Origin of the sequence: Perlucidibaca piscinae DSM 21586, assembly GCF_000420045.1 — a bacterium.
In the GTDB taxonomy this organism is placed as follows: Bacteria; Pseudomonadota; Gammaproteobacteria; order Pseudomonadales; family Moraxellaceae; genus Perlucidibaca; species Perlucidibaca piscinae.
In genome coordinates this window covers 105343-117553 of record NZ_ATUE01000006.1, presented here as the reverse complement: position 1 = coordinate 117553, position 12211 = coordinate 105343, and the positions used below count along the sequence as shown (strand labels likewise).

Here is a 12211-nt window from a genome sequence, read left to right as displayed (position 1 = left end):
AATCAGTCTCCTCTGGGGATCAGCAGCGGCGAACCAGCACGCTGCCGATGGAGTAGCCGGCACCGAACGAGCAGATCACGCCGAGATCGCCGCTGGCCAGATCATGCCGGTAGCTGTGGAAGGCGATGATGGAGCCGGCCGAACTGGTGTTGGCGTATTCGTCGAGAATCACCGGCGCCTCCTCGCGCGTGGCATCGCGGCCGAGCACACGGCGCGCGATGAGTTCGTTCATGCTCAGGTTGGCCTGATGCAGCCAGAGACGCTTGAGATCGTCCACGGCCACCCCGGCATCGCCAGCATGCGTGACAATCTGCTCGGCAACCATGGGACAGACTTCCTTGAAGACCTTGCGGCCCTCCTGGCGGAAGAGCTTGTCACGCGCACCGACGCCAGACTCGTCGCAGCGGTTGAGGAAACCGAAATTGTTGCGGATTGCGTTGGAGAACTGGGTCTGCAGACGCGTGCCTAGCACCTCGAAGGCGCCCTCCACGGTGCAGGTATCCGCCGCTTCGACCACCATGGTGGTGGCCACGTCACCGAAGATGAAATGGCAGTCGCGATCACGGAACTCGAGGTGGGCCGAGGTGATCTCGGGACTGACCACCAGCACGCAGCGCGCCGATCCGGCCCGGATGGCATCGACCGCTGCCTGCAGACCGAAGGTTGCCGACGAGCAGGCCACGTTCATGTCGTAGGCATAGCCGCCCGCCCCCAGCGCCTGCTGCACCTCGATGGCCACCGCCGGATAGGCACGCTGCATGTTCGAGCAGGCGACGATGATGGCATCCACGTCCTGCGGGGTCTTGCCAGCCTGGGCCAGCGCCTCGCGCGCCGAGATCACGGCAATCTCGGCCTGGATGCCGAGCTGGTCATCCGGACGCTCCGGGATATGCGGGAACATGCGCGCCGGATCCAGCACGCCGGTCTTGTCGATCACGTAGCGCGACTGGATGCCGGAGGCCTTGACGATGAATTCGGCGCTGGACTCGGCCAGCGCCTGCAGGGTGCCGGCGGCGATGGCCTCGGCATTTTCGGCATTGTGCCTGCGCACGTAGGCATTGAAGGCCGTCACCAGCTCGTCATTGCTGATCGACTGCTCGGGGGTGAAAAGACCGGTGCCACTGATGACGACACGCTGCATGAATACCTCGTTCAGGTCGCAAGTTGTGACCACAGCTTGTCGAGTCGGGCTGCCGACACCGGCACTGCAGTCTTCAGTGGCTGCGAGAACACCGACAGGCGGTACTCCTCCAGCAGCCAACGGTAATCTTCCAGCGGCGCCGGGTCCTCCCCGCGCTCCCGCCATCGCTGCATCAGGCCCTGCAGCGCCAGCCACCGCTGCTGCAGCTCGGCACTGCCCTTGTCATCGCGCAACAGGTTGTTGCCCAGCTTGTCCAGTCGCAGCGCCATGCCCTTGAGGTAGCGCGGGTAATGCAGCCAGCGCGACACCGGCACACGCGCCAGGAAGCGCTCGCCCAGCAAGCCCAGCAACTGGGCACGCAGATCCTCGCGCGCCATGGCCTGCACCGGCAAGGTCAGCGCCTCGCAGCGATTGCGCACATCATGCGCCAGGACCAGGGTCTGCACCAGCAGCTTCAGCCATTCCAGACCCTGCGGAACCAGCTGCGGACGCACCTTCGCCAGACAGGCGGTAAATCCGGCCTGAGTGTAAACCAGCGTTTCTTCGCGCTCCAAGATGCCCTGGATCACGGCACGGACAAAATCAGTGCCCAGGCTTGCAGCCTCCTGCCAGCAGGAGGCCGACAGCACGGCGGCGCGCTCGCCGTTCAGCGCCTTGAGCAGCGTCTTTTCCTCGCCAGCACACTGCAGGCGTATCAGCTCGACCAGCCCCTCGCGATGGCTGGCGCGCGCCTCGCGCTCACGCATCACCAGCCCCAGCGCCAGCCCCTGCGGCGTGAGCCTGAGCGCCGGATAGGCCCGCGTCGGCACGCCGTTCTCGCGACTTTCCACCACCTCGGGCAGATCCGGAAAATCCCACTGCTGGATGCCGCTGCGCTGCCACTGACGCCGCAGGTCAGGATCAATCAGGGTGGCTGCGTCCTGCCCGCCCGCCAGCCGCGCGACCAGTGCTGCCACGTCCCTGCCCTCGGCCAGGATCTGGCGACGCGGCCCCAGCACGCGGATGTTCATCCGGTAATGGTCCTCGATGTCCTGCGGCCAGTCCGAGAGCTTCAGCACATGGCCGCGCCGGGTCAGTGCCCGGGTCAGCACGTCCAGCAGCCGGCCCTCGCCATAGCGCAGGTCGTCCAGCACCCAGGCCACCGTGTCGGGCAGCGGCACCAGCTGACGGCGCACGGCCTTGGGCAGGCCGCGCATCAGGGCCTCGACCTTGCCGGCGATGAGTCCGGGCACCAGCCAGTCCAGACGGGACGCCGGCAGGTCGGCAAGCAGGCCGACAGGAACCTCGAGCGTGACGCCGTCGGCCTCGTGACCGGGCTCGAAGACATAGCGCAGAGCCAGCTCATGGCCGGCCACCTGCAGGCTGTCGGGATAATCATGCAGCGAACGCGCATCCGCCTCGCGCGCCATGACCTGCTCGGCGGTCAGGAACAGATGCTGCGCGTCCTCCTTCTCGATGCGGTGACGCCAGTCCTCGAAGGTCTTCAGGCTCGCCACGTCGGACGGGATGCGGGCATCGTAGAAGTCGAACAGAACCTGCTCGTCGACCAGCAGATCGCGGCGCCGGGCCTTGTCCTCGAGACGCTCGACCTCGGCCACCAGGGCACGGTTGTGCCGGAAGAACGGCGCCTTGAGCTCGCAGTCACCGGCCACCAGGGCATCGCGGATGAAGATCTCGCGCGCCTCGATGCGCTGAATGGGCTCGTAATTGACCTTGCGCCGGCTGTACAGCACCAGACCGAACAGCGAGGCCTGCTCCCAGGCCAGCACCCGCCCCTGACTGCGCGACCAGTGCGGCTCGGCGTAGCTGCGCTTGAGCAGCGGACCGGCCAGCTTCTCCACCCACTCCGGCTCGATCTTCGCGACGAGACGAAGAAACACGCGATGGGTCTCGACCAGCTCGGCGGCCATGATCCAGGGCGGCCCCTTGCGCGCCAGCACCGAACCGGGAAAGACCTGCGCCTTCTGGTTGCGTGGCGCCAGGTACTCGCGCTCCTCGCCTTTCTGCGCGATCTGCGAAAGCAGGCCGCTGAGCAGGGCACGATGCACGGCTTCGTAGGGCGCGGGCTCGCGATTCAGCGGCAGCTTGAGATCCTCGGCCAGCTGGGCAAGCTGGCGATAGGTTTCGCGCCACTCGCGCAGTCGCATCCAGGACAGGAAATGCTTGCGCGCGAATTCGCGGCGCTCGCGCTCGGTCATGGTCTCCTTCTGCGCACTCAGTGCCTGCCAGAGATTGACGAAGAACAGGAAGTCGGAGTCCTTGTCCCTGAACTGGGCATGACGCTCGTCAGCGGCCTGCTGGCGATCGTGGGGCCGCTCGCGCGGATCCTGCACCGACAGCGCCGCGACAATGATCAGCACCTCGTGCAAGGCGCCCAGGCTGGCCGCTGCCAGCACCATGCGGCCAAGGCGCGGATCCAGCGGCAGGCGCGCGAGCTGGCGGCCGAGTGCGGTGATGCGCCGGTCCCGGTCGACCGCGCCCAGCTCCTCGAGCAACCGGAAGCCGTCATTGACGAGACGGCCGTCGGGCGCATCCAGAAACGGAAAGCGCTCGACGTCGCCGAGACCCAGCACCTGCATCTGCAGAATCACCGCCGCTAGGTTGGTGCGGTGGATCTCGGGATCGGTGAACTCGCTGCGCGCCAGGTAATCCGCCTCGCTGTAGAGCCGGATGCAGAGGCCGGGCGCGATGCGGCCGCAGCGACCGGCGCGCTGGTTGGCGCTGGCGCGCGACACCGCCTCCACCGGCAGACGCTGCACCTTGGAACGGTAGGAGTAGCGGCTGATGCGGGCAAAGCCAGGATCGATGACGTAATGAATGTTGGGAACGGTCAGCGAGGTCTCGGCCACATTGGTGGCAATGACGATGCGACGACCGCTGCCACGCGCGAAGACCTTCTGCTGCTCCTGCACCGAGAGCCGCGAATACAGCGGCAGGATCTCGGTATGCGGGGGACCGAACTTGCGCAACGCCTCGGCAATCTGGCGTATCTCGCGCTCGCTGCTGGAAAACACCAGGAAGTCGCCGCGCCCCTGGCGTCCGCCGATGCGCTCGTCGCGCAGACAGTCCTCGACCGCCTCGACCACCGCGCGCGGAATCGCCTCCTCGATCAGATCGAAGCCGTCATCCTCGCTGCCCTGCGGCGCATCGGTGGCGATCGGCTGATGGCGGATCTCCACCGGGTAGCTGCGGCCCTCCACCACGAACACCGGGGCGTCGGAAAAATGCCGGCTGAAGCGCTCGACATCGATGGTTGCCGAAGTGATCACCACCTTGAGATCCGGCCGGCGCGGCAACAGGGTCTTCAGGTAGCCGAGCAGGAAGTCGATGTTCAGACTGCGCTCATGGGCCTCGTCAATGATCAGCGTGTCGTAGGCACGCAGCAGACGATCCTGCCCCAGCTCGGCGAGCAGGACACCGTCGGTCATCAGCTTGAGATAGGTTGAGTCAGCGGTCTGATCGCTGAAGCGCACCTTGAAGCCTACGCCCGCGCCCAGCGCGGTTTTCAGCTCCTCGGCAATCCGCGTCGCCACCGCGCGCGCCGCGATGCGGCGTGGCTGGGTATGGCCGATGAGGCCGGTGCGGCCACGTCCGGCAGCCAGGCAGATCTTGGGAAGCTGGGTGGTCTTGCCGGAGCCGGTCTCGCCAGCCACGATGACCACCTGGTGCGCCGCCACCGCCGCAATCAGCTGCTCACGCACCGCCAGCACCGGCAGATCGCCGGACCAGTCGATGTCGGACGGAATGGCCGCCGCGCCACGATAGACCGGAGCCGGCCGCGCCTCGCCCGGACCACGCCGGCGCCCGCGCCGCAAAGCAGGAGGGCGGCCTGCGCCGCCCTCCTGCTGCTCACCGGACATCGGCGTATCAGGCACTGCGCAGCTCGCGGCGCAGGATCTTGCCGACGTTGGTCTTCGGCAGATCGGCACGGAACGTGATGAAGCGCGGGACCTTGTAACCGGTCAGGTTGGCACGCAGATGCGCCATCAGCTGATCTTCGGTCAGGGCCGGATCCTTCTTCACCACGAACAGCTTGACCACTTCACCCGACTTCTCGTCCGGCACGCCGACGGCCGCGCTTTCCAGCACGCCCGGGTGCGATGCGGCGACATCCTCGATCTCGTTCGGGTACACGTTGAAGCCCGACACCAGGATCATGTCCTTCTTGCGGTCGACGATGCGCAGGTAGCCGTCAGGCTGGATCACCGCCACGTCACCGGTCTTCAGCCAGCCATCGGCATCAATGGTGTCGGCGGTGGCTTCCGGACGCTGCCAGTAGCCCTTCATCACCTGCGGACCGCGCACGCAGAGTTCGCCTGCCTCGCCCACCGGCTGTTCCTCGCCGGCGTCGTTGATCACCTTGAGTTCGGTGTTGGGCACCGGCATGCCGATGGTGCCGAGCTGGATGGCATTGAGCGGGTTCAGCGTCACCACCGGCGAGGTCTCGGTCATGCCGAAGCCTTCGCAGATCTTGCAGCCGGTGATCTCTTCCCACTGTTCGGCCGGCTTGATCTGCATGGCCATGCCGCCGGCGACCGTCAGCTTGAGGGCGCTGAAGTCGAGCTGACGGAACTCGGGGTTGTTCATCAGTGCCACGAACAGCGTGTTGAGACCGGCCAGGGCGGTGAACCGGTACTTGCCCAGTTCCTTGACGAAGGCCGGAATGTCGCGCGGGTTGGTGATCAGCACGGAGTGACCACCCAGCTCCATCATGGCCAGACAGCCGACCATGAACGCGAAGATGTGGTAGAGCGGCAGCGGGACGATCATCGTCTCCTTGCCCGGCTCGAAGCTGGTGGCGAGCAGCGCGCGCACCTGCAGCATGTTCGCGACCAGATTGGCCTGGGTCAGCATGGCGCCCTTGGACACCCCGGTGGTGCCGCCTGTGTACTGCAGCACGGCGATGTCAGCCTGGGTCGGCACATGATCGACCGGCGGGCGGCGACGGCCTTGCTTGAGCACGCGCGTGAACGGAATGGCCTGCGGCAGGTTGAACTCCGGCACCATCTTCTTCACGTGCTTGACCACGGCATTGACCAGCCAGCGCTTGGGCACCGGCAGAATGTCGCCGATCTCGGTCATGAACACGTACTTGATGCCAGTCTGCGGCAGCACTTCCTGCACCAGGTTGCCGAAGTTCGCCAGTGCCACCAGGGCCTTCACGCCGGCATCGTTGAACTGATGCAGCATCTCGCGGGCGGTGTAGAGCGGGTTGGTGTTGACGATGACCAGGCCGGCGCGCATGGCACCGAACACCGCGATCGGGTATTGCAGCAGGTTGGGCATCTGGATGGCGATGCGGTCACCCGGCTTGAGGTCGGTGTGATGCTGGATGTAGGACGCGAAGGCCGCGCTGAGCTCATCGACCTGGCTGTAGGTCAGCGTCAGACCCATGTTGGAGAACGCGGGCGCATCGCCGTAGCGGTGCACGGCCTCGGAGAACACCTGCAGAACGGAATCGTAGGCCTCGGTGTTGATGTTGAAAGGAACCGAGGACGGGTACTTGTCTTGCCAGAAGTCAGCCTGCATGAGGGGGTGTCTCCAACGGGATCATGTTGTTGTAATCAGGTTCGCGCATCGAGCAGCCACTTTTCCGCGATGACGCGTTGCACCGGGTCATCTGCGAGCGCCAGCACGCAGGTATCCAGCGGCGGTTCAGTCAGTACGCAGGTCGTCGCCAGCCACTCGTCGCGCCGGAAAGCATACACCGAGACCGAGTCGCCGACAGCCAGCCGCTGCAGGCGTTTTTCCCAATTCGCGGCATTTGTTCTCAGGCCGTCAAGCGCGACCACGCAGTCACCTGCCGACAGCCCGGCGCGCTCTGCCGGCCCGTCCGGCGTGACATGAGAGATCTGCGCGCCACCCTCGCCGGCCTGCACCTTGACGCCCAGCCACGGCAGCACGGTCTTGCGACTGCCGGGACGGCCGCCCGCATCCTGGGCGCCCTCGCCAGCTCGCAGGCTGACCGTGATGCCGGCCTGCTCCATCAACGCCTGCCAGGGCAGTTCAGTGGTCTCGTGCAGGGCCTGTCGCATGAAGTCGCGCAGCGCCGGAGCCGTGACGATCTCGTCCAGGGCCGCGAGCAGATCCTCCTCGGCAACACCACGCCCCTGCAGGGCAAAGCGCTGCCAGCAGTGCTGCATGTACTCGTCCAGCGTGTGTCCGTGCTGACGCAGCAGCAGGTCCAGACACAGGCCGACCAGTGCGCCCTTCACGTAATAGCTGACCACCCGGTTCGGCGTGTTCTCGTCCATCTTGTAGTAGCGCGTCCAGGCATGAAAGCTGGACTCGCTGACGGTCTGCTCGAAACGCCCCGGCGTGCGCAGGTGACGCGTGATGTGCTGACCGAGCAGCTCGAGGTAGCTGTCCACGCTGATCAGTCCGGTGCGCACCAGGAACAGGTCATCGTAATAGGAAGTGAAGCCCTCGAAGAACCAGAGCAGCGGCGTGTGTTGCTCGCGACGCAGGTCATAGGGCATGAACAGCGCCGGCTTCAACCGCTTGATGTTCCAGCTGTGGAAATACTCGTGGCTGCACAGACCGAGCAGGCCGCGGTAGCCGTTTCCAGGCTGGCTCTCGGACTCACCGGCCAGTGGCAGATCGTCACGGCTGCAGAGCAGACTGGTCGAACTGCGATGCTCGAGCCCGCCATAGCCCTGCCCGACAACCATGAGCTGGAACAGATAGCGCGCAAACGGGGCCTGCCCGCCGAAGAACCGGATCTGCGCCTCGCAGATGCGCTTCAGGTCGCGCGCCAGACGATCGAGATCGCCCTGGTGGCGGCCGGTCACCACGACGGCATGCGGCGTACCGCAGGCCTCGAACTCGACCAGATCAAAGCAGCCCATCTCGACCGGATGATCGATGAGCTCGTCGTAACTGGATGCTGTGTAGGTACCGAAACCCCATGACGGTGCCGCCAGCGGCGTCAGCGTCGTGGCCACGCGCCAGGCATCGCTCACGCCCTCGGGATGACAGAGCTCGACCGACACCGGCCTGTCCTCCTGCCCGGCCACGGCCAGAAACAACGAGGTGCCATTGAAGTAGCCATGATGCTGATCCAGATGCGCGCTGCGCACCGAGAGATCCCAGGCATAGACCTCGTAATCGACCCGCAACGGTCCCCGGACCGGCGCGCATTGCCAGCGCGACTTGTCGACGGAAGTCACCGTCACCGGCGCTCCGTCGGCTGTGCGCGCACTCAGTCGCGACACATTGCGGGCGAAGTCACGGATCATGTAGCTTCCGGGGATCCAGTCGGGCAGCCAAAGCATTTGCCCTGCCGGATCGGGATGCGTAATCTCGAGATGGACAAGAAAGCGATGCGAAGCAGGCGCCGCCACAGAAACACGATAAGAAACGGCGGATTGCATACAGGCTACACCCCTGAATGACCTGAAAAACGAGGTTCAGCAGCATATATGAACAAGAGCGGCGCTGAATACCAGATCACGCCGGGCAACGAGCCCGGCCTCTCCTTCCTGACCGCCGATGACGGTCATCGCATCCCGATCCGGCACTGGCCGGTGACCCGGCCGCGTGGCGTCCTGCACATTGCCCACGGCATGTCGGAGCACAGCGGGCTCTATGCCGACGCCGCCGAGTACTTCACCCGGGCCGGCTACGCCGTCGTCGCCCATGACCATCGCTGCCATGGCCTCTCGGTGCCCATCGAGGCGCTGGGTAATGTCAGCAGCACGCAGCACTGGGAAGCCGTCTGCGCCGACATGCGCCTGATCAATCGCCATGTGCGGACGCTGTATCCGAATGTCCCGCTGATTCTGCTCGGTCACTCCATGGGCTCGTTCATCAGCCTGTCCTATGTCGAGCGCCACTCGCAGACCATCGATGCCCTGGTGCTGCAGGGCACCAACTACGAGCCGCCCTGGTTCACCTGGCTGGCACACTGGTTTGCCGCCTTCGAGTGCTGGCGCCAAGGCATCAATGCCCGCAGTGCCATCATTCACTTCCTCACCTTCGGCAAGTTCGCGCGTGCCTTCAAGCCGGCCAAGTCACCCTACGACTGGCTCTCGCGCGATGCCGGCTTCGTGCAGCGCTACCTGTCCGACCCGCGTTGCGGCGTGACCTGCTCCAACGGTTACTGGCGCGATCTGCTGGTCGGCCTCAGCCGTGCCCAGCGCATGCGCAACCTGCGCAAGATCCGCAAGGACCTGCCTATCTATTCATTTGCCGGCGACAAGGATCCGGTCGGCAAGGATGGCGTCACCGTCGCCACCCTGGACGACAAGCTCGAAGAGGCCGGCCTCATCGATGTCAGCCTGAAGATCTATGAAGGCGCCCGTCATGATCTGTTCCATGAAACCAACCGTGACGAGGTGCTCGGCGACCTGCTGGCATGGATGGACAAGACCCTGATGCAGCTGGCCCCGTCGCCGAATGCGCGCAAAGCGGTGCAAGACAGCCTGGCCAGCGTGTCGTCCTGAGAGCGATATCGGTGGCGGCACCCACGCAGGTGCCGTCGCCTTTTTCACTGACCATTCATGCGCCTCTTCAGATTTTCTGATCCGGATCAATTCCTTGGACGATTAAGGGGATGAAAATCTGCAGTCTTGTTAATCTACATCAGAAGAAAAATATAAGCACATGAATTTAATATGAAAATTCATGAAAGATAATCTTTATTCATAAATGAAATTGACAAAACGCCGCACTTGATTACGCATTGATCACAGAGTAACCTTGTGTTGTGCCCAATGGATGGGCGTGTAAACAAAAGGAGTTGTTCATGCGCACTCGCCTGCTCGTCGCCTGCATTGCCGCCGTCTCGGCCGCACCTGTTCTGGCCGCCACTGCAGCTGATGCCGTTCCCGGTGCCGGCCTCACGCTCGGCAACACCCCGGATGCCGCCATTCCTTCACCGGCCACTGCGCCGGTCACCCGCGTTGACGATGAACAACCCAAGGATCCCAACGCCGCCGTCATGGTCGACGTGAAGGCTGTCACCTTCACGGGCAACAAGCTTGTTCCCACCAGCGAGCTCACCCCCTATGTCAAGGATCTGGTCGGCAAGCAGGTATCCGTTGCCGAACTGAAAAAGGCGGCAGCCGCGGTTCAGAGCCATTACCGCAATCAGGGCTACTTCCTGACCAATGCCCATACCTCTGCCGATCGTGTGAAGGACGGCGTGGTGGAAATCCGTGTGATCGAGTGGGTCAACGGTCGCAAGAACATTTTCGTGGCCGAGGACTCCCCGCTCAAGGAGTCGCGTGTGCAAGGCTACTTCGACCACATCGAAGCCGGCTCGCCTGTACAGTCGGGTGAAATCGAGCGCGCCATTCTGGCTCTGCGCAACGTGCCAGCCATTCGCGTGCGCTCCAGCGTCCGTCCTGGCGTGAACCTCGGCGAAGCCGATGCCACCCTCAACGTCACTCGTGGCCAGGCCACGTTCGGTGGCAGCGTGCGCGCCGACAACTGGGGTAACCGCAACACGGGTCGCGCTCGCGGCATCGTCGATCTGCAGAGCCGTGGCCTGTTCGGTCAGGGCGAACTGATCAGCGTGGTCGGTCTGCTGGCTGAGAGCGGCAACACCGAATTCGGCCGTCTCAGTGTGGATGCTCCGGTGGGCTCGCGCGGCACCACCGCCAACTTCACCTACTCGCTGCTCAAGTACGGTGTCGGCAAGGCCTTCAAGGATCTGGACGCTGACGGCCTGGGTGAAACCCTGAGCATGAGCGTCAGCCATCCACTGGTGCTGCGCCGCAACCTTCAGGTCAATGCCGGCTTGGGCTATGAGCACAAGCGAGCCAATGATCGTCAGCTGGATAAGACACTGGAAGATTCACGTCGCTTGGACAATGGCAACCTCACGCTGGGCATTAATCATCAAGGCGATGAAGTCGACAGTCTCTACCAAGCCTTTGAAGTCACGGTCACCCGGGGTGACGTGAACATTCGCAGTCCGCTATCCCAAATTCTGGACGAATTCGATATTCCGGGCGTCAATTTGGCTCGTGAAGTCACAGGCAAGTTCACCAAGGTTGCGGGCAAGTATCTGGCTGTAAAACCCGTACGTGGCAACGATCAAGTTTTGCTGTCTATACGCGGCCAAACTGCAAACAAAAATCTTGATCCTTTAGAACGTGCCTCGCTCGGTGGTCCGGTGGGTGTGCGTGCCTTTCCGGTTGGCACTGGCTTTGGTGACCGTGTTTACCTTCAAACCTTGGAATACCGCTATTTCGTGAGCCAGTTTAGTCCGCTGGGCAGCACGGTGTACTGGAACTCGTTCTGGGATGTCGGTCACGTCAAGTACAACGTGGAAAACCCCGGTTTCTCGGACAACACCATGCGCCTTTCCGGCATAGGCACCGGTGTCACTATCGCCAAGCCGGAAGACTTCAATATCAAGCTCGATGTGGCCACGCGAGCAGGGGGCGACAAGTACAAGGATGATGATTCGCGTGACATCCGTGTCTGGATGAGCGGAACCAAGTTCTTCTAATTGCAACCGTTAAGGATGACGACCATGAAAATCTCTCAAATCAAGCACCTGTGCCTGGCAATTGCCATTGGTAGCTTGGCTACACCAGCTGTATCTGCGCCTAAGGCTGTCGATTTGTCTGATGTGATCAAGAACAGTCGGCTGGAGTTCATTGGCGCTGACAAACTCAATACCATTGCCAACGGCAAAGCTGGCAACGCTGCAGTTCGTTTGCTCGCCTCCTGCGCACAAAGTGCTCTTGGCTGCGCAGTGGTCACACCTCCAGGCGGCGGTGGCGGCGGCGGCAACACTGGCGGCGGCGGCAACACTGGCGGCGGCGGCAACACTGGCGGCGGCGGCAACACTGGCGGCGGCGGCAACGCTGGCGGCGGCGGCAACGCTGGCGGCGGCGGCAACGCTGGCGGCGGCGGCAATGGTCCAACAGGCCCTGTGGTGGAAGTTCCGAATCTGAGCGGTATTGTGGCTGATGATGGTAGTGCTTCTGATCTGGCCGCTGCCTGCGTTCAGGACGAGTCCTTCTGCAAGGATGCCAACCTGAAGCGCGTTGCCAATCGCAATTCGGTGATCGACGAGATCTTCTTCTACACCGAACTGTGATCTGAAGTCGGTAC

At 63.6% G+C, this 12211-nt stretch carries 7 protein-coding genes; 3 read left to right on the top strand and 4 right to left on the bottom strand.

Annotated elements, in window-relative coordinates; genetic code table 11:
• Positions 1 to 19: 19 nt before the first annotated feature.
• The 4 genes from F595_RS0104510 to F595_RS0104495 are packed head-to-tail and all read right to left on the bottom strand — an operon-like array spanning position 20 to position 8514.
• Complete coding sequence (locus F595_RS0104510) at positions 20 to 1141, bottom strand: beta-ketoacyl-ACP synthase III (protein WP_022955679.1); 1122 nt, start codon at positions 1139 to 1141, stop codon at positions 20 to 22.
• An 11-nt stretch (positions 1142 to 1152) separates the two neighbouring features.
• Positions 1153 to 5001 carry an ATP-dependent RNA helicase HrpA gene (gene hrpA / locus F595_RS12745; RefSeq protein ID WP_022955678.1) on the bottom strand — a complete coding sequence of 1283 codons (3849 nt, stop codon included), beginning with the start codon at positions 4999 to 5001 and terminating at the stop codon, positions 1153 to 1155.
• A 7-nt stretch (positions 5002 to 5008) separates the two neighbouring features.
• A complete protein-coding gene (locus F595_RS0104500; RefSeq protein WP_022955677.1) occupies positions 5009 to 6670 on the bottom strand; it encodes an AMP-binding protein in 1662 nt (553 codons plus the stop codon).
• Between the two features lie 35 nt (positions 6671 to 6705).
• Positions 6706 to 8514, bottom strand: coding sequence for a M61 family metallopeptidase (locus F595_RS0104495; protein WP_022955676.1), 1809 nt, complete (start codon positions 8512 to 8514; stop codon positions 6706 to 6708).
• Positions 8515 to 8562: 48 nt separating this feature from the next.
• On the opposite strand from F595_RS0104495, the gene F595_RS0104490 reads away from it, so the two are divergent.
• From F595_RS0104490 to F595_RS0104480, 3 genes are all read left to right on the top strand, one after another.
• A complete protein-coding gene (locus F595_RS0104490; RefSeq protein WP_022955675.1) occupies positions 8563 to 9585 on the top strand; it encodes an alpha/beta hydrolase in 1023 nt (340 codons plus the stop codon).
• A gap of 302 nt (positions 9586 to 9887) precedes the next feature.
• Positions 9888 to 11600, top strand: coding sequence for a ShlB/FhaC/HecB family hemolysin secretion/activation protein (locus F595_RS0104485; protein ID WP_022955674.1), 1713 nt, complete (start codon positions 9888 to 9890; stop codon positions 11598 to 11600).
• A gap of 24 nt (positions 11601 to 11624) precedes the next feature.
• Complete coding sequence (locus F595_RS0104480; protein WP_156873791.1) at positions 11625 to 12197, top strand: hypothetical protein; 573 nt, start codon at positions 11625 to 11627, stop codon at positions 12195 to 12197.
• Positions 12198 to 12211: the final 14 nt, after the last annotated feature.

Bases quoted from the DNA above. Each gene is read 5' to 3' on its own strand.
- F595_RS0104510 (WP_022955679.1), bottom strand. From the start codon at position 1,141: ATGCAGCGTGTCGTCATCAGTGGCACCGGTCTTTTCACCCCCGAGCAG.
- hrpA (WP_022955678.1), bottom strand. From the start codon at position 5,001: ATGTCCGGTGAGCAGCAGGAGGGCGGCGCAGGCCGCCCTCCTGCTTTG.
- F595_RS0104500 (WP_022955677.1), bottom strand. From the start codon at position 6,670: ATGCAGGCTGACTTCTGGCAAGACAAGTACCCGTCCTCGGTTCCTTTC.
- F595_RS0104495 (WP_022955676.1), bottom strand. From the start codon at position 8,514: ATGCAATCCGCCGTTTCTTATCGTGTTTCTGTGGCGGCGCCTGCTTCG.
- F595_RS0104490 (WP_022955675.1), top strand. From the start codon at position 8,563: ATGAACAAGAGCGGCGCTGAATACCAGATCACGCCGGGCAACGAGCCC.
- F595_RS0104485 (WP_022955674.1), top strand. From the start codon at position 9,888: ATGCGCACTCGCCTGCTCGTCGCCTGCATTGCCGCCGTCTCGGCCGCA.
- F595_RS0104480 (WP_156873791.1), top strand. From the start codon at position 11,625: ATGAAAATCTCTCAAATCAAGCACCTGTGCCTGGCAATTGCCATTGGT.